Origin of the sequence: Hyphomicrobium sp. MC8b (assembly GCF_905067615.1) — a bacterium.
In the GTDB taxonomy this organism is placed as follows: domain Bacteria; phylum Pseudomonadota; class Alphaproteobacteria; order Rhizobiales; family Hyphomicrobiaceae; genus Hyphomicrobium_B.
In genome coordinates this window covers 1,252,725-1,276,113 of sequence record NZ_LR898465.1, presented here as the reverse complement: position 1 = coordinate 1,276,113, position 23,389 = coordinate 1,252,725, and the positions used below count along the sequence as shown (strand labels likewise).

Sequence of the window (23,389 nt, the reverse complement as noted above, 5' to 3'; positions counted from 1 at the left end):
CGCTCAGTTCAGGAAGATATTGGAAAGCGCGTCCTGGATGGGATTGGTGTTTTTCTTTGCGCTCCGACGCGTCGGTCGAGGATCGTCAGGCGGATCGAACGCGCTGGCGCCCGGCTCCGAAGCTTCTGTCGGATCGATCGCTTCCTGCGCAATGAAGCGGACGGGCCGGCCCCGGATTGCAGACATCACCCGGCTGTCGATGCCGTAGACGTCGGGGAAGTTTTCCATCTGACCATCGTCACCCACACGAGCGGTGAAATAGACGAGGTAAACGGGCACCTCTTTCGACAGTGTGATGCTGGCGCCGCTATTCCAAAGCTCTCCGACCTTCTCAGGCGAATAACCTTTGTCTTCGCCCAGAATGACCTCCGCAGTTTTGCGAGGATCCTGGACACGCATGCAGCCGTGGCTCAACGCCCGGGCATTCGCGCTGAAGAGGCTCTTCTCCGGCGTGTCGTGCATGTAGACGTCATGCTTGTTCGGGAAACGGAACTTCACCATGCCGAGCGGATTGTCCGGTCCCGGCGGCTGGATGAAGCTGTATTGCCGAACGTCCGCCGTTTTCCAATTCACCGAATTGGGATCGACCCTCTGGCCATTGTAATAGACCTGCAGCTTGTAGGCTTCGATCACATCCGCGCCGCTGTAACCACCGCCGCCACCGAACAACTGATCGAAGAATCCGAAGCCCGAATTGCCGGACGCCTGCCGGAGTCGCGGCATAAGCTCCTTGGCTTTGATGCCGTCCGGCATACCCCAGCTCGGGCGGAAGATCACATACTGCATTTTAGAAGACAGCAGCGGCGTCGGCCACGACGGCTGGCCGACAACGATCCTCTGCTTCAGCTCGATGCGATCGTCTTTCCAGATCTCGCTGGTAAACTCGGGAATGTTGTTCATGACATAGAACTTCCCGAGATTGGCCGGCAGCCACCGCCAACGCTCCATGTTGACGAGGATGCGATCGACGTTCTCCGACGGGCTGGCGCGACGCTTGGGCTGCCCCTCGCTGTTGAGCGCGGTGCGCACGCGATTGGTCACGACGCCATTGGCCTTGAGACCGTTCGCCCGCTGGAAGGCGCGAACCGCATCGGCAAGCTGATCGTCGTAAACGCGATCATTTGAAGGATTGTCGGCAGGAACTTTCAAGCGCTGCCGCAGCAGCGAAACCTGATCGTCCTTGACGCCGCGCTTCAGCGTTTTGCCCTTCGTCGGCAGTTTAACGAGTAGCGCCGTGTCGGCAGGTTCATCCGCGACATCCGTCGCCCCGCCACGCGCCTTCAACAGCGCTTGCCGGAGACGTTCGAAACCGATGTGCTTCGGATTGAGGCCACGCAGATAAGCGCCGGGATCGGACGCACTCGCCAGCTCTCGCATGACGGCCTTCGGCTCTTTGACCGGCGGCTTCATATCGAGAATGTTGCTGAGCGACACCGGATCGAGACGGCCGCCGCGCGCATACCGCGCATATTTCAGCGCCGAAAGCGTCAACTGAGCCTCCGCTGCTCCTTCCGAAGCGGACCCACTCCCGAGTGCCGGAATAGCGAAGGCCGATGAATCGAGACCCCAATCATCAGCGCCTTTCAACGTCGAGATGATCTCCTTCGCTTTGCGCGTGAACTCACCGCCATGAACCCACAGCGGCTCGGTATGGGAACCATAGTAATCGCGCGCGGCGGTCACATCATCATTGGCGCTGTTGCTGGCGAACGATTTATCCGAAAGCTTCCCGCGTGCCGCGAGAACGACCGGATTGACCGGCGGCGGCGCTGGCGGCGTGGCAACGGGCGTCGTCTCGATGGGCTTGGGCTGCTGCGCCGTATCGCTCGCGGGAGAAGCCGCAGGAGGTGTCGCGGTAGCAGCGTCTGGCTTGCTGTCGGTTGATGGCGCGGGCGTTGCAGCCGGCGTGTCGGCTGCAGGTTTATCCGCGGCAGGCTTGTCGTCCGCCGATGGCGTTACGATGGCCGTATCCGTCGTCGCAGGGGCCGGCGCGGCGTCGGGTTTGACATCGGCCGGTTTTGCATCAGCCGGCTTGGCATCGCCTGTCGCGGGCGCCGGTTGCGACTGAGGCGTCTCACCGGCCGCCGGAGTCACAGTCGCCGTTACCGACGGGTCGGCATCATGTACGCTGCTCTTCGGTGAAACCGCAGGCTCGGCCGGAAGATTGCTCTTGGGCGGGTCAGCCGATTTCGGAATGGCAGCCGTTGTCGTCGGCGCCGCCGGCGTTACAGCCGGAGCATCCGGTGACGAAGTCGGTTTCGGCGGAAAATACGTCGTCGTGCCGCTTGATGAATCCTGCGAGGTCGTCTCTGCCGCCATGACTGGCGCACATCCGATCCAGCAAACCCCCAATAAACTGACGCCGACTAGGCGAAGCGTGACTTGTTTGATCATTCCCCGTTTGGCTCCGATGGGCGAGAGACGCAGCATGCCGATCTTGCCGACACTACGTGAGCCCTCAAGTTGGCGGAAAAACGCCTAAACTCAGAGATGGGTGACCATGACCCGTTCCCGTAGACTGGTAAACTGCGTTAAGGCGGTAATCCGGCGAAAAAACCGCGCTGTGGCCCTTAAAACTCGATTCGTCTTGAGTATAGCCCTGTTTGCTGCAACCCAGTGGACGAAACCCGGTCAATCGACGGCCTTCTTGTTTCCGCCGCATTCCGCACGGAATTGAACGTTCAAAAACTGGAGTCTTTGGCGCGTGTCTACCCCAGCCAGCCTTTATCTGGATTTTCAGATCGACGACACGCCCGCCGCACAGGCAAAAAGCGTGCTTTCGGCAGCGATCGAGGCCGCGCCCGTCGCAAGCGTGCTGCTGCGTCCCGGCCAAGGCGCGAAAATCGATTCCGAAACAGTGCGGCCGCTGATCGCCTTAGCGCAGGCACAAGGCATCGCCGTGCTCATCGCGTCGGAGACCGGCGAGACCAATATGCTCGGCGCCGATGGCATTCATCTGATCTGGTCACAGGATATCATCCGTTCATTCAAAACTGCGCGCCAGTCCGCCTCTGATGCCATCGTCGGCGCCGATGCCGGACGGAGCCGCCACGACGCGATGGAACTTGGCGAAAGCGGCGCCGATTACGTCGCCTTCGGCATCCCCCCTCATGTCGAAGACCGGGAAAAGGCAGCGCAACGCCAACGCGATCTCATCGTCTGGTGGAGTGAGCTATTCGAAGTCCCCTGCGTTGCCTTCGATGTTCCCGATAGCATTGCCGCGCATGCATTGGCTGTCGTGGGTGCCGACTTCGTGTCTGTCAGCGTGACAAGCAGCGACACGGCAAAAGACGCAGCCGACCGCGTTCGCGCGTTTTCAGAAGCCTTACGAATCCCTGAGACTGCGACATGAGATTATTCCGGTCTGGATCGTTCGTCGGAACAGCACTGTGTTGGGCACTCGCTCTCAGCGCCGCTCCCGCAGCGGCCGAAAGCAGCTCGTGGTTTTCGCGCGACGAGACGGTTGTTCCCAAGCTCACCCCGACGCCCAAGAAGTCGGAAGCCGAGCCGCCCTCCACGTCCGGACCGGCGAGCATGAAAACGCGCATTCCCTCGCTGGTTCCCCCGACCGGCGATGATGCCGCCTACACAGCCTTCGACCAAGGCCAGTACCTAACGGCGCTGAAGCTCGCGCAGGAAGCCGCCGCCAAGGGCGAACCGCAAGCCAATACTCTCATCGGCCGCATCTACCAGGATGGCCTCGGCGTCGAAAAAGACCAGCGCAAAGCCAACGAATACTTCAAGCGGGCGTCCGACATGGGCGACATCCAGGGCACCTTCGCGCTCGGGATGGCCTACGCTCAAGGCAAAGGCGTCAAGAAAGACTACACACAGGCTGGCGAGCTGTTCGAGAAAGCGGCCCTCTCCGGCAACGCGGACGCAAACTACAATCTCGGCCTGCTGTTCCTCAACGGCACGGGCAAGCCGCTAAACCCAATCCGCGCCTACCAGCACATTCGCTACGCCGCCGAAAAAGGCGTTCCACAGGCCGAATACGACCTCGCCGAGCTTTATCAGACGGGCACCGGCGTCGATGCCAATGCACTGGAAGCGGCACGCTGGCTCTCCCGCGCCTCCGAGCAAGGCCTCGCAGTCGCGCAATACGACTATGCCGTGCGTCTCCTCCAGGGTTTCGGCCTCACGAAGGACGAGGTGAAGATCCCTGCTCTGCTCAAGGCAGCGTCGGAAAAGGGCATCGCCGGCGCGCAGAACCGACTGGCCTACGTTTACCTTGATGGCATCAAGGTGAAGAAAGACCCGATCGAAGCCGCGAAATGGCGCCTGATCGCGCAAAAAAACGGCTTCGTCGACAAGGAATTCGACGCCATTCTGGCGAAAATGTCGAAGGCCGATCGCCTCAAAGCAGCGGTCGAGGCTTCCGCCTGGATGGACCGTATCGCGGTCGATCCGGAAATGTCGGCAGTGCCTTAAGGCTTTGCGCCGCCTTGCCATGACTATGAAGAGCCGGTAGAGCGCGCGTCTTCGAAGTTTTTCTCGCGCCGATTCCGGATCTCACGACATGAGCAACGTATCACCGACCCTGAACGTCATGATTTCCGCGGCGCGCAAAGCCGGACGCAGCCTCGTTCGCGACTTCGGCGAGGTCGAACACCTGCAGGTCTCGATCAAAGGCCCTGCCAATTTCGTCTCCGCCGCCGACCACAAAGCCGAAGACATCATCTTTAAGGAGCTGTCGAAGGCCCGCGTCGGCTACGGCTTCCTGATGGAAGAGCGCGGCGAGATCATCGGCGCCGACAAGACCCACCGCTGGATCGTCGATCCGCTCGACGGCACCACCAATTTCCTGCATTCGAACCCGATGTTCGCCGTTTCCATCGGCCTTGAACGCGAAGGCCAGCTTGTCGCGGGCGTCATTTACAATCCAGCGAGCGACGAGCTTTTCACCGCTGAAAAGGGCAAAGGCGCCTATCTGAATGACCGCCGCCTCCGCGTCGCCGCCCGCAAATCGCCCGCGGATGCGCTTGTAACGACCGGCATTCCCCACCGTGGCCGCACCGGGCACCCGCGTTTCCTCAAAGAGATGGAAATGCTGATGGGCGAAGTCGCAGGCATCCGCCGCACCGGCTCCGCCGCCCTCGATCTCGCCTTCGTTGCCGCCGGCCGCTTCGACGCCTACTGGGAGCACAATCTGCAACCGTGGGATGTCGCGGCCGGTATCGTCATCGTCCGCGAGGCCGGTGGCTTCGTCAGCGACCTGAAGGGCGGCGACAAGATGCTGGACTCGGGCGACGTCCTGGCTGCCAACCTCCACCTTCACAAAGCTTTCGGCTCTGTGCTGTTTACAAAGGGCTGACACACGCCGAACGCCCTGGGCTAGCCGGGACTCCGGCATGATGTTGCCGGTTTTCGATGACACAGCGTTGCGCTAAGGTCTCGCAATAGGGGACAGCGGGGACGTTCCGGAGACGACGAATGGCCAAGATCCGCCCGGGCGATGCCTCGGCACTCGCACCGGTATCGCGGCGTTTGACACCGCCCGGTGTCTTTCTGCTGCGCATGACTATTTTCCTGACTTTGGTCGGCTTTCTTGCCGCCATTCTCTTCGATCAGTTGCAGCATTCGTTTTTGAACAACCCAGGCCTGAATGGGCTGATCCTCGGTACGCTCTTTCTCGGCATTATCTACGCCTATCGCCAAGTCTTCCGGCTCTATCCGGAAATCCGCTGGGTGAACGCCTTCCGTATTTCCGATCCAGGCCTGTCGATCAGCGCCCGCCCCGTGCTGCTCGCCCCAATGGCGACGATGCTGCGCGATCGCACCGGCACCATCTCGCTATCAACGGCCGCAATGCGCTCGTTCATGGATTCGATCGGCTCGCGCCTCGATGAAGCCCGCGACACCGGCCGCTACCTCGTCGGGTTACTCGTGTTCCTCGGCCTGCTCGGCACCTTCTGGGGTCTGCTCGAAACCATTCAGTCGGTTGGCCACGCCATCGACACCCTCGACAGCAAGGCGACCGACAACGTTCAGCTCTTCAGCGACTTGAAAGCAAGCCTCGCCGCGCCGCTGAGGGGCATGGGAACGGCCTTCTCGTCATCGCTTCTGGGCCTGTCCGGTTCGCTCATTCTCGGCTTTCTCGAATTGCAGGCAAACCACGCGCACAATCGCTTCTATAACGAGCTGGAAGAATGGCTCTCGGGCATTACTGAGCTGACGCCTGCCGGCGGCGTGTCGTCGAGCGACTACGTCAACCGCCAGCTTCTGTCCGCCGTCGTCGACATGCAGCGTTCGCTCGAAGACTTCACCAATCGTTTGACCGACCAGCCCGCGCCAACGACAGCAAAGGCCGCCGGTCAAGCTCAAGAGGACGTTCGTGACCTCGCGCGCGGCGTCAACCAGCTCGTGACGCAGATGCGCACCGAACAAAAGGTCGTCCGCGAATGGGTCGATGAGCAAGCTCAGCAGCAGCAAGAGGTCGCCAGCATGCTGCGCAGCCTCGCCGATGCGATGAAGCGCGGGGGCTAACCAATGGCGCGCGGACGCTCCCGCCGCGGTGGCGAATACGGCGAGTTCTGGCCCGCCTACGTCGACGTGCTCTCGACGCTGCTCCTCGTCGTGACGCTGCTGATGTCGATCTTCATGATCGCGCAGTATTTCTCCGCCCAGGAAGTCACCGGCAAAGATTCCGCCCTTCAGCGCCTCACTGCCCAGATCAGTGAATTGACGTCGATGCTGTCGCTGGAAAAAGGCAAATCGCAATCGGCGCAGGATGAACTCGCGGCTCTGCAAGCCACGCTCTCCACACTCAAAGCCGAGAACGAAAAACTGACGGGCGCAGGCCTTGGCGCCGACGAGCGCGCCAAATCGGCCGAAGGTCAGATTGCCGGATTAACGGCGGCGCTGGACAAGCAGAAGAACCTTTCGAACGAAGCGTTGTCGAAAGTCGATCTTTTGAACCAGCAGCTCGTTGCGCTTCGCCGCCAGATCGCAGCTTTGAATGACGCACTCGAAGCCTCGGAGAAAAAAGGCGCCGAAAGCGACAAGACCATCAAAGATCTCGGCGCCCGTCTGAACACGGCCCTTGCCCAGCAGGTGCAGGAGTTGAAGCGCTATCGCTCCGACTTTTTCGGCCGCTTACGCACGCTGCTGAAAGATCGCAAAGACATCCGCGTTGTCGGCGACCGTTTCGTCTTCGAATCTGAAGTGCTGTTCCCATCGGGCTCCGCAACGCTGACGCCCGAAGGCATGGCGGCGATGGACCAGATCGCCGAAGCCATCGTCGAATTGCAGAAAGAAATTCCGCCCGACATTGATTGGGCTCTTCAAATCAACGGCCACACCGACGCGCGCCCGATTTCAAATTCGCAATTCGCTTCGAACTGGGAACTCTCGACGGCCCGCGCCGCATCGGTGGTGAAATATCTCGTCTCGCGCGGCGTCCCCGCCGACCGCCTCGTCGCAGCAGGCTATGCCGAATTCCAGCCGGTCGATCCCGGCCACACGGAAGAAGCCTACCAGAAGAACCGTCGCATCGAGCTGAAGCTGACGAACAGATAAAAGCCTGGCGGCCGGCGCGCGAAACGCGTGCGTCGCTGAACTCAATCAAAAAGCGGCAGCCACTACGTCCGTGCGTAGCCGCATGCGTCAGAGCAGTTTGGCTGTTTTCACTCAGGCAAGTCCGAGAAACGACCCGACCCAATGCACGATCTCGCCGTTGTTGAACGCGATGTCGTACGCAAAAACTCCGAACCCGATAACGATGACCGTGAGCGTCTTCATGATACTAATTATCAGCAGGCGGACAGATCGTTGATAATCAGTTCACAGACATTAACGGCCGGTTAACTCGCAGATCCGCCGTTCGGCCTACTCCGCCGCCTCGCGTCCGAACTGAAGTTCGGCGAGATGCGCATAGATTCCGCCGCGCCGTACCAGCTCGCTATGCGTACCGGCTTCGGCGATACGGCCGTTTTCCATGACGAGAATCCGGTCCGCCTTTTGCACTGTCGCCAGGCGATGCGCGATGACGATCGTCGTCCGGTCCTTCATCAGGTCTTCAAGCGCTCGCTGCACAGCGCCTTCGCTTTCCGCATCGAGCGCGCTCGTCGCCTCGTCGAGCAGCAGGATCGGCGCATCTTTCAGAATAGCGCGTGCAATGGCGATGCGTTGACGCTGACCGCCCGAAAGCGATGTGCCGCGTTCGCCGAGACGGGTGTTGTATCCATCCGGAAGACGGCGAATGAATTCGTCGGCCTGAGCCGCGGCCGCCGCGCGCCGCACTTCCGACAGCGTCGCGCCGGGCGTGCCATAGCGAATGTTTTCGGCAACCGTATCGGCGAACAGCGCAACGTCCTGCGGTACGAGCGCCATGCGATTGCGCAGCGCCGAGAGGTCGGCATCCTTGACGTTGACGCCATCAACGCGAACGATGCCCGTATCGGGATCATAGAAGCGCAGAAGCAGATTGAAGATCGTGGTCTTGCCCGCCCCCGAGGCGCCGACGAGCGCCAGCGTCTCGCCCGGTTCGGCGCGGAATGAAACACCATCGAGCGCTTTATCGCCCTTGCGCGCCGCATACGCGAACGATACGTTTTCGAACGCAACGCTGCCGATTGCGGGCTCCGGCAGCGGCGTCGGCTTCTCCGGCGAACGGATTTCCGGCACCGTCGCCATCATCTCAGAGAGGCGCTCCGCAGCGCCGGCTGCTTGGCTGATCTCACCCCAGACTTCCGAGACTTCTGCGAGAGATGCCGCAGCAAACAGCGCGTAAAGCACAAACTGCCCAAGCCGGCCGCCGGTCATGTCACCGGCAATCACCGCCGATGCGCCGTACCAGAGCACGGCCGTGATGCTTGCTACCGTCAGGAAGATGGCGATGCCCGTCAGCGCCGCACGAGCCCGCATCCGCCGACGTGCCGCAGCGAACGTCCGCTCCACCGAACGGTCGTACCGATCCGTCACGGCCTTCTCGTTGACGTAGGCCTGCATCGTCCGGTAGGCGGCAAGGTTCTCGGCCGCGTAGGCCGATGAATCGCCGAGCGTATCCTGCGCCTCGCGTGACAGGCGGCGCACAAGCCGCCCGAAGCCGACGAGCGGCAGAACGATGACCGGGATCGCCAAAAACACCAGCAGCGAAAGCTTGGTGCTGGTGATGAACATCATGATCAGCGCGCCGACCAGCATGATCGAGTTGCGCGCCGCTTGGCTCAGCGACGAGCCGGCAACGGCTTTGATCTGCGTGGTGTCCGCCGTCAGGCGGCTCATGATCTCGCCGGAATGATTGACATCGAAATAGGCCGGTCCGAGCTTCGCGAGTTGCGCGAAAACCTTCGAGCGCAAATCGGCAACCACCCGCTCGCCGATCCAGTTGACGAAATAATAGCGTGCCGGGCTCGCGATCGCGATGATGAGGCCGATGCCGATGAGCGTCAGGAAGTAGCTGTTAATGAGCGCGGAATCGTTGCCGGCAAAACCCTTGTCGATCATACGCCTGACGGCGAGCGGAACCGACAGCATGGCAAGCGCCGAAACGACCAGGGCGATAATGGCGCCCCAGAGCGCACCCTTATGCGCGGTGATCAAGGGCATCAGTGTCTTCAAAGGCTTAAGCGACATGCGCCGGCGTTCCCGGGAAGGTTCATCCGTAGGTTGAGCCCGCTCAGGGCTCTGGTCTGCAACGTCGCTGCTCATGGGGTTCTGGTCCAAGTCGTGGGGAAACAAGATGTTTCGACCCTCAAGCCGCGGGGACCATGCCCCACCGCAGCCACGGGCTCAAGTGGCAATGGGACGCTGTTTGGCCTTAAGAAAATTACGATTTGCTTAGGTTTGCGACGCACTGCGGCTTGTGCGGGATAGCTATCTCGGCTAAACAACGCGGCAATTCAGTCCCCTCTTTGTCAAGACCGGGGCCGGAGCTCTTCAGGGCTTCGCCGTGATAAACGTATTACCAGACGGACCAAAGGCTATGAAGAAAGACGCCGATCTCCACCCCGACTACCACCAGATCAAGGTGGTCATGACGGATGGCACTCAGTTCATGACGTACTCGACGTACGGCAAGGAGGGCGACACGCTCACCCTCGACATCGACCCGAACACGCACCCGGCTTGGACTGGCGGCGATGCGAAGTTGATGGACCGTGGCGGCCGCCTGTCGCGCTTCAAGAAGAAGTTCGAAGGCATGTTCTGATCGCTTTTCGCGATCGAACGTATCGTCAGAAATCAAAAGGCCCGCTCTCATCGAGCGGGCCTTTTTGATTTTCGAACTGTCGTCGCGCTCAGCTGACTTTTGCAGCGAACGCCCGCTCCAGCAAACCGACCTGATGCGCAACCGGATTAACCGCTGCTTCCGGCGCGTCTGCTGCCGACGGCGTCGTCAGAATGCGATCGAGCTGTGAGATGCGATCGTGCAGAGCGAAGCTTTCCTCGATCAGGCTCTGCAGGCCCATCGGGAGCTCCGAATAGCCCTTGACGTGCGCCGGGCGGCCGAAGGCCTGCAACTTCACGCGACGCCGCTTCTTGCGCGCTTCGTCCTCGGTAATCTCACCTTCTCGAAGCGCACGGCGAATGAGAAGCCACGAAGCCAGATCCAGCAGCCGCGTCGTCAGGCGCATGCTTTCGGTTGCATAAAGGACGCCGACCCCGCCAGCGAGCGCCTTTGCTTCCTTGCGGCCCGGACCGTCAAGATAACTGGCTGTGCGCTCTACGAGCGCCATGCCTTCTTTGAAGATGTGGTCGAACTGTTCGGAGGACTGAAACCGCTCTCCGAACGAGACCGTTGTGGCGCCGCCAGACGGCGCGCCATCCACGCGATATACGTTACTCATGACCCTCAACGATACAAACGCTTACCCGTGTGCAACTGCTACCACGAACCGACACTAGAGCACCATAGTTAACAACCTCGCCCAAAACGGGGCGTTTCCAATCATGTTGTGGACAGTGCAAAAAAAGAGCCGCTCCGTTAGGGCGGCTCGAAAGTCAACAGGGAGGCGTCAAATGAGGCGGCAGAGGGGCCGCCACGATCCAGATGGCCTGGATTAACACCGAAAGTGCAGCAATATGCTTAAGGTTCAGTTAAGTGGAAACGTGAGCGGAGTGATGCGCTGTTAGGATTCGAAACAGCAGCGCCAAATTCATCGAATCCCAAAATTGGACAGTATGCAGCGTAATTCAAATTGATCGTTAGAGCGCACTTTACGATTTAAAAAGCGCGCGCGCCGCCTCTTCGTGACGCTTCTTGCGATCGACTTCCGCACGCACCCGAACGATCTCCGCTTCAAGATCTGCGATCCGTTTTTCGAGCTCTGCGACCGACAGCGTTTCGAGGCTTTCACCGATTGCTGTATCCTTTGGTTTTTTCGGCGGCAACAGATCGTCGAGGTCCATGACGCGTCCTCCGGCTCTTATGCGCCCACTCTATTGAAGATGCCGCCGCGGGTCGAGATCGGATGCAGCAGAGAGGGCGCGTCTCCATCCCGCCTTGCCCCGGCGGCGCTTGCGGTGCATTCCTCTCGCCAGCCAAAATACCAAGAGAGCAAACGTGATGAGCCTTCCCACTACGATGAAAGCCGTAGCGATCAACGGAGCCGGCGGCCCCGAAGTCCTGACGATGACGGAACTGCCGCTACCCAAGGTGAAGGCAGGCGAAGTGTTGATCAAGGTTGCAGCAGCAGGCATCAATCGGCCGGATGTAATGCAGCGGCAGGGAAATTATCCCCCGCCGAAAGGCCATTCCGAACTCCCCGGCCTCGAAGTCTCCGGCACCATCGCCGCATTGGGCGAAGGCGCGAAACGCTTCGCCGTCGGCGACGCCGTACTGGCCCTCGTGCCCGGCGGCGGCTACGCCGAATATGCAGCGGTATCGGAACTCGCCTGCATCCCTAAGCCGGATGCTATTTCTTTCGTTGAAGCGGCTGCCATCCCTGAGACCTTCTTCACTGTCTGGCACAACGTCTTTCAGCGCGGACAATTGAAGGCCGGCGAGAAATTTCTCGTTCATGGCGGCAGCGGCGGCATCGGCGTAACTGCCATTCAGCTTGCCAAAGCATTCGGCGCCACGGTTTTCACGACCGTTGGCTCCGACGAGAAATGCGAAGAAGTCCGCAAGCTCGGCGCCGACATCGCGATCAACTATCGCACTCAGGATTTCGCTCAAGTCATCAAGACCGAGACGGCAGGCAAAGGCGTCAATGTCATCCTCGATATGGTTGGCGGCGATTACATCGAGAAAAACATTCGCTCGCTCGCCGACGATGGCCGTCTCGTCAACATCGCGTTCCAGAAAGGCTCTACCGCAACAGTCGACTTCATGCGCGTAATGCTGAAGCGCCTTACGCTGACGGGCTCGACGCTGCGCATTCGTTCGAACGAAGTGAAAGGCGAGATTGCGAACGCGATCGCCGAAAACGTCGTGCCCTTGATCGTTGCCGGCAAGATCAAAATCCCGCTCGACAGCACGTACCCGCTGGCCGACGCCGCTGAAGCCCACAAACGCATCGACAGCGGCGCCCACATCGGCAAAATCGTTTTGACGATTTTGTGAGACTTAATTTTACCAGTGGATCCGGGCCTAAGCCTCATCCAGAAGCTCGGTCCCATAGGAGTTGTCGATGACGCAAAGCCACTTACCGCCAGCGTTCTTGCGGAAGACATAAGTCGATCGTCTGACCAGCGTTGTCTCTGTGCCATCGGCGCCCGACGTCGTCAAAATCGCCTCCGCGATGACAAGGGCCGCATCGCCGGCCTCGATAATCTTCATCTTGTCTTGAGTAATTTTAAGCGAATGGTTGAAGTGATCGGCAATCGCGACAAACGCCTTGCGGATGTCTGCTTTGCCCGAGACATTCAATCCTGGCCTGACGACAAGCGTTGCGTGATCGTGGTAGAAGTCCTTCACCGCGTCGAAATCTTCCGCCATGATTGCCTCATCGGCGGCCTCGATAACGCGCTTCAATTCGTGATCCGACATTTCCGTCCCGTTCGGTATTGCTGAGCCGTAGCTACCAAACAAAATCTTTCATCACCGCAACCGGCTTCGCGGCGCCGTCGTTTGCGAACAGGCGCCGCGCCGCATGGTCCATCGTTTCGTCAGCCCGCACGGAAATTCCGCTCGCGATAAACACGGAACGGATACCGAATGCAGCCGCTCCCGCAATGTCGGTCGCCACGCCGTCCCCAATCGCCAACACCCGATCCTTACCGACCGCTCCGCCGCGCTTCTCTGCGCCGATCTTGAGCGCGAGGTCATAGATCGGCTGGTATGGCTTCCCAGCGTAGCTCACTGTACCGCCCAGCGCCGTATAAGCCGCCGCAATCGCACCGGCGCAATAGATGATGCGGCCACCACGTTCGACCTTCAAATCCGGATTGGCGCAGATCATCGGCACATCGCGCGCACGAAGCTTCTCCAAAATCGCGGCGTAACTATCCGGCGTTTCCGTCTCGTCGTCGTAAAGACCGGTGCAGACCGAAACTTCGGCATCCTCGATGGTCGCGCCGGGCTGAGCCTTCAACCCCGCGAAGATCGGCAGATCGCGCGACGGCCCGATGTGCAAAATAGGCCGCCCCGCCCACGCGTCGATGAGACTGCGCGACACGTCTCCCGAACTGACAATGCCGTCATAAGCATCGCGCGATACGCCGATGCTATCGAGCTGCTTGCCCACGCTCTCCCGCGGCCGCGGCGAGTTCGTCACCAACAGTGCTGTTCCACCCCGCTTGCGAAAAACCTCGCACGCCGCCACCGACGACGCGAACGGCCGCACGCCGTTGTGCATCACGCCCCAGATATCGACGAACCAGAGCTCGGATGTTTCCGCGAACGGCGCAATGGACGAGAGAACGGGAATGTCGGTCATCGGCAGGCCTTTACATGGAGCGCGCGCTCTGCGGCCCCGATAAACGGCCCTATAAACGACGCGGCGCCGGACTGTCATCCGGCGCCGTCGTCACAGTCATTAACTTCGCTACGCTATCTCAAGCCGCCGCCGATTGATCGGACGGCCCCGCGCCGCCGTCGACGTTGACCTGTCGCGGCGCTCCAAACAACGGCCCTTGACCTAACAGCACACCGGCGTCGAGCAGCCGCTTTTGCGTTGTTGCGTCCTGAATGCCCGCCGCAATGATCGAAAGCCCTGCCAGCGTCGCCCGCTGCAGAATTTCCTCGGCCGGCACAAGCCGCTCTGGTGTGGCCAGCCCATTGAGCAGCGTCTGAGCGTCAATGCAAACGAAGCGGAAGCCCGATCTCTGCAGCGCCGCGAAATCCGTCCCCACGTGACGAACCTTGTCGAGCGCAAAGCGGAACCCGAACGCGTGCATATCGCGCACGGCCTGCCAAGCCGCCGGTGAGAACGCGTCGACCGCACGCTGCGTAAACGTCAGTACGAGCTGTGCCGAAATTCGCTGCCGCGTTTCGTAGGCGTTCGCGAAGGTTTCAAGAAAAGCCCTGCTCGTCATCGAGGAGCCAAAAAATTCCGCGAGCAGCGAACCTTCTCGATCACGCGCATCCATCCGCGCCGCCAGCGCAGCGGCCCGATTGAGACGCGCAATATCAAATTTCGCATCGCGTTCACCATCGATCAGCGCAAAATCCTCCTCGCTGAAGGTGAGTGTCTCGCCCGTCGGCGAAACGAGGTTCGCCGTCATTTCGTAGTGGCTGACTGAATGCTCCGACAGCGTCACGATCGGCCCAAGCAAGACGTCGATGGTTCCATCGTCAACAGCACTGCTGATCGCAGCCGCACGCGGCGGGAGGGTCGGCCCCAACGGCAGCGAGAAATCGGGAAGCGGCAGCTCAAGGTTGGGAGGTGCCACATCGCGCTCAGCAGCATTTGATAGTTGAGCAGCAGAGGCAGACGCATCGGCATCCGAACCCGCGATTCTTTCTGCCGTCGCCGGAATGACGAGCTCGCCGAAACCCGTTGCGGGGTTCGCCGGAGCAGCAGCTGGCTGCGCAGGCATCGACTGTGGTCGGGAATCGGGCTTCGGCTCGGCAGCCTGCGTTTCGAACTTCGGAATGAAATCGCCGAGAGACGGCCTGCCGCGCATGCTCTTTGCAGCAGCGCGCAGCGCTCCGATGGAGTCTTCCAGCGGGCTCGACGGTCCACTCGGACGAGTCGCAACGAGCTGCGGCTTGGGACGCAATGCTTCCGCCGCGTTCACCTCGTCAGCGAGTTCCTTGATCTTACGCTGCACGAGTTCGAGATCGCCCTCGATGGTCGTCGCGACTGGTGCCTGTGCGTTGCCGTTCATGGCGTTGCTCGCGGCCGACGCGCCCTGCACGGACGCCTGGGCATCGGTACGAGGCCGGAACGACCACTGCTCGCGCGGCGCATCCTCTTGCGGCGGTTGCGGCCCCATGAACTGCGTGTCGGCAGGCGGCGCCGAAACCGGAGGCTTTACAGTCGGTCCCTGCAGAGACGGACCGGCGCCCGCTTCGCTTGCCGACTTCGCCGCTGCTTCACCGATAGATGGTAACGGCGCGCGCTGCGCCTTCCGCGGCCCCTGCTCGGGCGCGAGCGGACCGACGAACGGTTGCGTCGGACCCTGAGCGCCGGCTGGCGCCACATCCGAGCGCGGAACAAGGTTGCCGATGTCACGGCTCAATTCGCGAATCCGAGCTTCGGTCGCGCTCTGCGATGATTGAGGCTGCGCTTGGGCCTGCTGGGTAGCGGGGCCCGGACGCATTCCGCCTTTCGGCCGGCCGGCAAGGCGGCTTTGGGCCAGCTCCGCCTTCAGCTGAGCGATCTGCGCCGACTTCTGCATCTGCTTATGAATAAGCATCAACAGCGCCAGCGTTACGACGCCCACGGCGCCGGCAACAGGAAGCGCCAGCCCGAGCTGGGCAAAGCACATCACCGCCACGGCAACGGAAGCGATGACGATTGACGCCACGATCAGCCCATCCCGCGATTTAACCTCGCGAGGCGAATCCTGGGATGGTGCAGCGGCGCTTGGAGCAGGCGGCCCATTTGCCGGAGCAGGTCCTGGAGCCGGACCAGGCCCAAAAGCGGGACCAGGCACAAGAGCCGGCGATGGTGCAGCCGTGTCGGCAGGCGCGACACTGGCTTGCGGCTTCGAGTTGTCCTGTTTTGTCATCTTATCCAAGCAGCTAGTCGATTCGTCAGTCTCAACCTTCGCAGAGGCGTGAAACGCGGCGCAACGTGCGCGCCTCGAACTATCACCACCTTTTCCACCCTCCGCCCGCACTAAGGGCAGATGGATGCCTGTGCGGGGCGTCAGGGTCACAGCCTTATAACGCGTGGCGCGGTGCATAGTCTCAAAAGCGCCCTTGACCCGTCTCCCCCAAACCCGAATCGGCTGGCTGTTTAGGTCTCGTTAGGCGAATCGGCGTGCTATCATCCTGCCGACGGCGCCTCTCGCGTTCGCCGGTTCAGCGTGTTGTCAGGAGGGGAAGAGCGCCATGTACATGGATCGAGTTGGTACCAGCGTCGAAGAAGAAGTTTCGAGTGAGTTATCGCGGGCGCGCATCCTTATCACCGGCCTCACCGGAAACTCGGGCATCGACGTCGCCCGGACATTTGCCGATCTCAACGTCCGCCTTGTCGCCCATACCGCCGAGTTGTCGCCGGAACTCGTTGAGTTGTTCGCCTTCCTATCCCAGAGCGCTAGCGAGATTCGCCTCCATACTCTCGATATTTCGACTGCAAATTCCGCGGCGCGCTTCGCCCAAACCTCGGCTCAGGCTTTTGGCGGTCTCGACGCCGCCATTAACATGACGTCGATTTCGGCCGACGAGATCGATGCCATCGACGACGATGCCGATCTCGAAGCCCTTATAGAATCAAAGCTTGCACCCCTCGCCCAGCTTACCCGGGTGATCGCCAATCGCATGTGCCTCGTCATGAGCGAAGGCCTCGTCCTCAACGTCGTCAACATGCCAGAACCCCGCGATGCCCGCTCGGCCGCGATCTGCGGCGTCATCCGGACGGCACTCGCCGCGATGATCGCGCAGGAAGCCCGCGCCTGGGCCGATAAGGGCGTTCGCATCAACGGTGTTGGCCCCCGCGCCTTCTTCGACGGCCGCGGCGGAGCCTATCTCGCCAGCGAACCCGACGTCGCTTCTCTCGCGCTGCACCTGGCTTCCCGCCGCGGCCGCACACTTTCAGGCCACGTCTTCGACGCCACCGGAATTGACGTCTGAAATCCGGCCCTCAGTGCGCGATTTGCTTTTGCCCGGCGAAACCCCGATAACCGGCGCTCTCTCAAGCGAGAGCGTCGAAAATGGATATCCGCCAGCTTCAATATCTCGTTGCACTGGCGCGCGAAAAGCATTTCACGCGCGCTGCCCAGGCTTGCAACGTCACGCAGCCGACGCTCTCTGGCCGCATCCGCCAGCTTGAGCTTGAACTCGGCGTGCCCATCGTCGAACGCGGCCAACGCTATCAGGGTCTGACTCAGGAAGGCGAACGTGTCCTCAAGTGGGCGCAGCTCATTCTCAACAATTGGGCTTCGATGCATCAGGAGCTGGCGCAGCTTGCGATCAGCGATTTCGGCCTGACTGGCCGCCTGGTTCTCGGCGCCATTCCGTCGGCGCTGCCGATTCTGCCCTATCTGACGCGCGACGTGCAGCGCCTACATCCGCAGATCAACTTCACGATCATGTCGATGAGTTCCGAGGAAATCCTGCGCGGCCTCAACGAGTATACAATCGATGCCGGGATCAGTTACCTCGACAACGAGCCGATCAATGGCCTCGTCGCCACCCCGCTCTACGTCGAGCGCTACTGTCTTTTTATTCCGGAAGACCATCCGCTGGCCGACCGTGAGGCGGTGAGCTGGCGTGATGCAGCCGAGCTTCCACTCGGCCTGCTGACATCGAACATGCAGAACCGGCGCATCATCGACCATGCTTTCGAGGTCGCCGGCCGCCACCCAGAACCGGCGCTCGAAACGAACTCCGTGATCAATCTCTATTCCAACGTCCGCCTCATGGGGCTGGCGAGCGTCATGCCCCACTATCTGTTGAATCTCTTGGGCGACGATCCCGGCATCCGAGCCATTCCTCTTGTAGATCCTGAGGTGGCGCACAGCGTCGGCATGATCACACAGGATCGTGATCCCGTTGCACCGCTCGTACGGGCCTTCAGAGAGGCCGCGACCGCTCTTTCTGCAAAACGCATTTCCTGAAATTTTCCGGCTACTTAGCCCGAAAAAATGCTCAAAACTGTGCCATTCGGCCTAGTTTTTGCGCCGCATCATTGACGGCGTCTATAGGGATATCGACTATATCGATTTGAACCGAGGTGCGGATTGAACCACTTAACCGTTTATGCGGCAAAGTGCGCACTGCGGCACGAAAGACCGCCAACAATACCGAGGAAACGCCACGCATGGCGAAGAAAGCCAGTCAAAACAACGGCACTTCGACGGCGCCAACGCCAGTCATGGACCCCGCTGAGGTTGCGGCCTTGGCGGTATGCGCCCGTCACGGCAACAAGCCCGACGAGCTCCTGGAGATTTTTCACGAGTTGCAGCATCAGCTTGGCTACGTGCCGGATGCGACGCTGCCGGTGATCGCCAAGGCACTGAATCGCTCCCGCGCCGAGGTCTACGGCGTGTTGACCTTCTATCACGAATTCAAACGCCATCCCGTAGGCCGCCACGTCGTCAAGATCTGCCGCGCCGAAGCCTGCCAATCGATGGGCACTGAGAAGCTCTGTCAGCACGCAGAGCAATCGCTTGGCACCAAACTCGGCGGCACCACCGCCGATGGTTCGGTCACCATCGAACAGGTCTTCTGCCTTGGGAACTGCGCGCTATCGCCGGCCATCATGGTCGGCGAAAAACTTTATGGCATGGTCGATTCTAAGCGTTTCGACGAAATTATCGGCGCCCTCGACAAGGAAGCTGCAGAATGATCAGGGTCTTCGTTCCAAGAGACGCTGCAGCGCTCTCCGTCGGCGCCGACGAAGTCGCAGCTGCGATCACCAAAGAGGCAAAATCTCGCAACCTCGATATTCAGATCGTCCGCAACGGCTCGCGCGGCATGCTCTTTCTTGAGCCGCTCGTTGAGGTCGAGTTGGCGGATGGCCGCGTCGCCTACGGTCCGGTGATGCCGGGCGATGTCGCCGGCCTTTTCGAAGCTGGCTTCCTCGAAGGCAAATCCCATCGTCTCGGCCACGGCCGGACTGAAGAGATTCCCTATTTCAAGAGCCAGGAACGGCTGACGTTTGCGCGTTGCGGCATTACCGATCCGCTTTCCATCGAAGACTATCGTGCCCACGGCGGCTATGAGGGGCTTGCAAAAGCCTTGCAGATGAAGCCGCTGGATGTCGTCACCGAAGTGACGGCGTCGGGTCTTCGCGGCCGCGGCGGCGCAGGCTTCCCGACCGGCATCAAATGGAAGACCGTTCACGACCTTCCGCCGGGCGAAAAGTACGTTGTCTGCAACGCCGACGAAGGCGACAGCGGCACCTTCGCCGACCGCATGCTGATGGAAGGCGACCCCTTCTGCCTGATCGAAGGCATGACCATCGCCGCTGTCGCGGGCGGTGCCCAGAAGGGCTACATCTACGTGCGTTCCGAATATCCCCATTCGGTGCACGTGCTGCGCGAAGCCATCGAAATCGCACGCCAAGCCAATTGGCTCGGCAATAACATCCAGGGCACGAACTATTCGTTCGATCTCTTCGTCCGGATGGGTGCCGGCGCTTACATCTGCGGCGAGGAAACGTCGATGCTCGAAAGCATCGAGGGCAAACGCGGCATCGTTCGCTACAAGCCGCCGATCCCCGCCATTGAAGGCCTGTTCGGAAAACCGAGCATCATCAACAACGTGATGAGCTTCGCGGCCGTGCCGATCATCCTGTCGAAGGGCGGCGAGTTCTATAAGAACTACGGCGTCGGCCGCTCGCGCGGCACGCTCGCCTTCCAGCTCGGCGGCAACATCAAGCAGGGCGGCCTCGTCGAGAAAGCGTTCGGCGTCACCACGCGTCAGTTGATCGAAGACTGGGGCGGCGGTACCGCGACGGGACGTCCCGTCCGCGCTGTCCAGGTAGGTGGTCCGCTCGGTGCCTACATCCCGGCATCGAAGTTCGACGTGCCGATGGATTACGAAGAATTCGCCAAAGTCGACGCCATGGTCGGCCACGGCGGCCTTGTCGTTTTCGACGACACGGTCGACATGGCAAAGCAGGCACGTTTCGCGATGGAATTCTGCGCAATCGAAAGCTGCGGCAAGTGCACGCCGTGCCGGATCGGCTCGACGCGCGGCGTCGAGGTGATCGACCGCATCATCGACGACGTCGACCGCGACAAGAACTTGGCGCTGCTTGAAGACTTGTGCGTAACGATGACCGACGGCTCGCTCTGCGCAATGGGCGGCCTCACGCCGTTCCCTGTCATGAGCGCGGTGCGTGGCTTTCCGGAAGACTTCCACAAGCCGTCGCCTAATAAATTTCTCGCAGATGCCGCAGAATAAAGTTTCAGGATCAGCTGACCTCCAAGAGGACGCTCGATGAACCAGCATATCAAGCCGATGACTCTCATCAAAGAGACCGACTTCGGCACGCCTACGCCCGATGTTCACGAAGCCACCAAAATGGTGACGCTCGAAATCGACGGCAGCGAGATCACGGTGCCCGAAGGCACGTCGATCATGAATGCCGCGATGCAGCTCGGCATTCAAATTCCGAAGCTCTGCGCCACAGACAGCCTCGACCCGTGGGGTTCGTGTCGTCTCTGCTTGTGCGAGATCGAGGGCCGCAAGGGAACGCCTGCGTCCTGCACGACGCCCGTCGCGCCCGGCATCAAGGTCACGACGCAAAATGCTCGTCTCGCCAACCTCCGTCGTGGCGTGATGGAGCTTTACATCTCCGACCATCCGCTTGACTGCCTGACCTGCGGCGCCAACGGCGACTGCGAGCTGCAGGACATGGCGGGTGCAGTCGGCCTGCGCGAAGTCCGCTATGGCTACGACGGCGAGAACCACGTTTTCGCCAAAACGAAAGACGGCGAAGCCAACGACCGCTTCAAGGCGAAAGACAAGTCGAATCCCTACTTCCAGTTCGATCCGTCGAAGTGCATCGTCTGCTCGCGCTGCGTTCGCGCTTGCGAGGAAGTGCAGGGCACGTTCGCCTTGACGATCGATGGCCGCGGTTTCGCTTCTCACGTTTCTGCCGGTATGGACGAAGAATTCCTGTCGTCGGAATGCGTCTCCTGTGGCGCCTGCGTCCAGGCCTGCCCGACAGCAACGCTCATCGAGAAGTCCGTTCTTGATCACGGTCAGCCTGAGCATTCGCTCGTCACGACGTGCGCTTATTGCGGCGTCGGCTGCTCGTTCAAGGCTGAAATGCGCGGCGAGGAAGTCGTCCGCATGATGCCCTACAAGGACGGCGGTGCCAACGAAGGCCATTCCTGCGTCAAGGGCCGCTTCGCGTTCGGTTACGCGACGCACAAGGATCGCGTGTTGACGCCGATGATCCGCGAAAAGATCACCGATCCGTGGCAAGCCGTGTCGTGGGACGAAGCCATCAGCTATGCCGCGAAGCGTCTCAAGGACACGCAAGAGAAATACGGCAAGGATTCCATCGGGGGCATCACTTCCTCGCGCACCACGAACGAGGAAGTCTACGCCGTGCAGCGTCTGGTTCGTGGTGCCTTCCGCACCAACAACATCGACACCTGCGCCCGTGTCTGCCACTCGCCGACGGGCTACGGCTTGAAGCAGACGTTCGGTGAATCCGCCGGAACACAAGACTTCAAGAGCGTCGATAAAACGGACGTCATCATGGTCGTCGGCGCCAACCCGACCGACGGTCACCCTGTCTTTGGTTCGCGCATGAAGAAGCGCATCCGCGAAGGCGCCAAGCTGATTGTCGTCGATCCCCGTCGCACAGATATCGTGCGCTCGCCACACGTTGAGGCGGCCTACCATCTTCAGCTTCAACCCTCGACCAACGTCGCGGTCATGAACGCGATCGGTCACGTGATCGCGACCGAAAATCTGATCGACACCAAGTTCGTCAAACGTCGTTGCGAACCCGCTGATTTCTATCGCTGGGAAGAATTCATCAAGCGCCCTGAAAATTCCCCCGAAGCGACCGAGCACATTACTGGCGTTCCGGCGCAAATGGTTCGCGAAGCCGCGCGCCTTTTTGCGACCGGCGGCAACGCTGCGATTTACTACGGCCTCGGCGTGACCGAGCACAGCCAAGGCTCGACGATGGTCATGGCCATGGCCAACATCGCAATGGCGACCGGCAACATCGGCCGCGAAGGCGTCGGCGTGAACCCGTTGCGCGGCCAAAACAACGTGCAAGGCTCATGCGACATGGGCTCGTTCCCGCACGAGTTCCCCGGCTACCGCCACGTCTCGAACGCCGAAGTGCGCACGATCTTCGAGAAGGAATGGAACACCAAGCTTGATCCGGAACCGGGTCTGCGTCTTCCCAACATGTTCGACGCGGCTTCTGACGGCACGTTCATGGGCATGTTCATCCAGGGCGAAGACATCGCCCAGTCGGATCCGAACACGCATCATGTCGAGCACGCGCTGGAATCGATGGACATCGTCATCGTGCAGGACTTGTTCCTGAACGAGACGGCCGCCTTCGCTCACGTCTTCCTGCCCGGCACGTCGTTCCTCGAAAAAGACGGCACGTTCACGAACGCTGAGCGGCGCATCAACCGCGTACGTAAGGTCATGCGCGAAAAGCAGGGCATGGCGGAATGGGAGGTCATCTCGCGCCTCTCAACGGCGATGGGTCATCCGATGCATTACAATTCGGCGTCGGAAATCATGGACGAGATCGCCCGCGTCACGCCGACCTTCGAAGGCGTCTCGTTCGACCGCATCGACGAGCTCGGCTCCATTCAGTGGCCGTGCAATGAAGAACATCCTGTCGGCACGCCCGTCATGCACACGGATGAGTTCACGCGTGGCAAGGGCCGCTTCATGCTGACGGGCTTCGTCCCGACCGCCGAGCGCACCAACCGCAACTTCCCGCTGATCCTGACGACCGGACGTATCCTGTCACAGTACAATGTCGGTGCTCAGACCCGGCGCACGGAGAACGTCGCGTGGCACCCGGAGGACATCCTCGAACTTCATCCGCACGACGCGGAGGTGCGTGGCATCAAGAGCGGCATGAAAGTGTCTCTTGCAAGCCGCGTCGGCGCCACCACGTTAACGGCGAAGGTCTCGGATCGCATGCCGCAAGGCGTCGTCTATACGACCTTCCACCACCCCGTGACCGGCGCCAACGTCATCACCACGGAAAACTCGGACTGGGCGACCAACTGCCCCGAGTATAAGGTGACGGCGGTACAGGTTCACGTCTCCAACCACCCGTCCGAGTGGCAGGAGGAATGGCAGGAGCGCGAGTTCGAGAACAAGCGCATCTCCAAGGACAAGAAGCTGGAGCCGGCGGAGTAATTTCCTCTCAGCCGACCCTCCCGGAGTTGA

General features: G+C 60.8%; 19 protein-coding genes. 12 read left to right on the top strand and 7 right to left on the bottom strand.

Annotation, left to right across the window (positions count from 1 at the left end; all coding sequences use genetic code 11):
• Positions 1-3: 3 nt before the first annotated feature.
• Positions 4-2,394, bottom strand: a complete 2,391-nt coding sequence (locus ACLB1Z_RS06205; RefSeq protein WP_409562518.1) for a L,D-transpeptidase family protein — start codon at positions 2,392-2,394, stop codon at positions 4-6.
• Between the two features lie 310 nt (positions 2,395-2,704).
• Here ACLB1Z_RS06205 and ACLB1Z_RS06200 point away from each other — a divergent pair, with 310 nt between their 5' ends.
• The 5 genes from ACLB1Z_RS06200 (at position 2,705) to ACLB1Z_RS06180 (ending at position 7,518) form a co-directional block, all read left to right on the top strand.
• Complete coding sequence (locus ACLB1Z_RS06200; protein ID WP_409562517.1) at positions 2,705-3,352, top strand: thiamine phosphate synthase; 648 nt, start codon at positions 2,705-2,707, stop codon at positions 3,350-3,352.
• Complete coding sequence (locus ACLB1Z_RS06195; RefSeq protein ID WP_409562516.1) at positions 3,349-4,431, top strand: SEL1-like repeat protein; 1,083 nt, start codon at positions 3,349-3,351, stop codon at positions 4,429-4,431. The genes ACLB1Z_RS06200 and ACLB1Z_RS06195 overlap by 4 nt, the downstream gene beginning before the upstream one ends.
• A gap of 88 nt (positions 4,432-4,519) precedes the next feature.
• Entirely contained in the window at positions 4,520-5,314 is a 795-nt protein-coding gene (locus ACLB1Z_RS06190; RefSeq protein ID WP_409562515.1) for an inositol monophosphatase family protein, read from the top strand.
• A 119-nt stretch (positions 5,315-5,433) separates the two neighbouring features.
• A complete protein-coding gene (locus ACLB1Z_RS06185; RefSeq protein ID WP_013946629.1) occupies positions 5,434-6,486 on the top strand; it encodes a hypothetical protein in 1,053 nt (350 codons plus the stop codon).
• Positions 6,487-6,489: 3 nt separating this feature from the next.
• Entirely contained in the window at positions 6,490-7,518 is a 1,029-nt protein-coding gene (locus ACLB1Z_RS06180) for a peptidoglycan -binding protein (protein WP_013946628.1), read from the top strand.
• Positions 7,519-7,827: 309 nt separating this feature from the next.
• Here ACLB1Z_RS06180 and ACLB1Z_RS06175 read toward each other — a convergent pair whose 3' ends face one another.
• The gene (locus ACLB1Z_RS06175) at positions 7,828-9,651 is read right to left on the bottom strand and encodes an ABC transporter transmembrane domain-containing protein (protein WP_409562514.1); all 1,824 of its coding nucleotides are present in this window, start codon (positions 9,649-9,651) and stop codon (positions 7,828-7,830) included.
• A gap of 274 nt (positions 9,652-9,925) precedes the next feature.
• Here ACLB1Z_RS06175 and rpmE point away from each other — a divergent pair, with 274 nt between their 5' ends.
• Entirely contained in the window at positions 9,926-10,150 is a 225-nt protein-coding gene (gene rpmE / locus ACLB1Z_RS06170; RefSeq protein WP_013946625.1) for a 50S ribosomal protein L31, read from the top strand.
• 88 nt (positions 10,151-10,238) lie between these two features.
• On the opposite strand, the gene ACLB1Z_RS06165 is transcribed toward rpmE, so the two are convergent.
• Together ACLB1Z_RS06165 and ACLB1Z_RS06160 are read right to left on the bottom strand one after the other, a co-directional pair.
• On the bottom strand, positions 10,239-10,787 hold the full coding sequence (locus ACLB1Z_RS06165; RefSeq protein ID WP_013946624.1) for a DUF1465 family protein: 549 nt from the start codon (positions 10,785-10,787) through the stop codon (positions 10,239-10,241).
• A 370-nt stretch (positions 10,788-11,157) separates the two neighbouring features.
• Positions 11,158-11,349, bottom strand: coding sequence for a DUF1192 domain-containing protein (locus ACLB1Z_RS06160; protein ID WP_409562513.1), 192 nt, complete (start codon positions 11,347-11,349; stop codon positions 11,158-11,160).
• 157 nt (positions 11,350-11,506) lie between these two features.
• Here ACLB1Z_RS06160 and ACLB1Z_RS06155 point away from each other — a divergent pair, with 157 nt between their 5' ends.
• Entirely contained in the window at positions 11,507-12,505 is a 999-nt protein-coding gene (locus ACLB1Z_RS06155) for an NAD(P)H-quinone oxidoreductase (protein ID WP_409562512.1), read from the top strand.
• A 27-nt stretch (positions 12,506-12,532) separates the two neighbouring features.
• On the opposite strand, the gene ACLB1Z_RS06150 is transcribed toward ACLB1Z_RS06155, so the two are convergent.
• The 3 genes from ACLB1Z_RS06150 to ACLB1Z_RS06140 all read right to left on the bottom strand — a co-directional run bounded on the left by ACLB1Z_RS06150 (position 12,533) and on the right by ACLB1Z_RS06140 (position 15,855).
• On the bottom strand, positions 12,533-12,931 hold the full coding sequence (locus ACLB1Z_RS06150; RefSeq protein ID WP_409562511.1) for a YybH family protein: 399 nt from the start codon (positions 12,929-12,931) through the stop codon (positions 12,533-12,535).
• Positions 12,932-12,962: 31 nt separating this feature from the next.
• On the bottom strand, positions 12,963-13,820 hold the full coding sequence (locus ACLB1Z_RS06145) for a TIGR01459 family HAD-type hydrolase (RefSeq protein WP_409562510.1): 858 nt from the start codon (positions 13,818-13,820) through the stop codon (positions 12,963-12,965).
• Between the two features lie 118 nt (positions 13,821-13,938).
• Positions 13,939-15,855, bottom strand: coding sequence for an EAL domain-containing protein (locus tag ACLB1Z_RS06140; RefSeq protein WP_409562509.1), 1,917 nt, complete (start codon positions 15,853-15,855; stop codon positions 13,939-13,941).
• 529 nt (positions 15,856-16,384) lie between these two features.
• On the opposite strand from ACLB1Z_RS06140, the gene ACLB1Z_RS06135 reads away from it, so the two are divergent.
• From ACLB1Z_RS06135 to fdhF, 5 genes are all read left to right on the top strand, one after another.
• The gene (locus ACLB1Z_RS06135) at positions 16,385-17,125 is read left to right on the top strand and encodes an SDR family NAD(P)-dependent oxidoreductase (RefSeq protein ID WP_409562508.1); all 741 of its coding nucleotides are present in this window, start codon (positions 16,385-16,387) and stop codon (positions 17,123-17,125) included.
• Between the two features lie 80 nt (positions 17,126-17,205).
• On the top strand, positions 17,206-18,111 hold the full coding sequence (locus ACLB1Z_RS06130) for a LysR family transcriptional regulator (protein WP_409562507.1): 906 nt from the start codon (positions 17,206-17,208) through the stop codon (positions 18,109-18,111).
• A 203-nt stretch (positions 18,112-18,314) separates the two neighbouring features.
• Positions 18,315-18,842 (top strand): formate dehydrogenase subunit gamma, encoded by a 528-nt coding sequence (locus ACLB1Z_RS06125; protein WP_013946617.1) that lies wholly within the window; start codon positions 18,315-18,317, stop codon positions 18,840-18,842.
• Positions 18,839-20,404: a formate dehydrogenase beta subunit gene (locus tag ACLB1Z_RS06120; protein ID WP_409562506.1), complete on the top strand. Its 1,566-nt coding sequence runs from the start codon at positions 18,839-18,841 to the stop codon at positions 20,402-20,404. The genes ACLB1Z_RS06125 and ACLB1Z_RS06120 overlap by 4 nt, the downstream gene beginning before the upstream one ends.
• A 57-nt stretch (positions 20,405-20,461) precedes the next feature.
• Entirely contained in the window at positions 20,462-23,359 is a 2,898-nt protein-coding gene (gene fdhF, locus ACLB1Z_RS06115) for a formate dehydrogenase subunit alpha (RefSeq protein ID WP_409563234.1), read from the top strand.
• Positions 23,360-23,389: the final 30 nt, after the last annotated feature.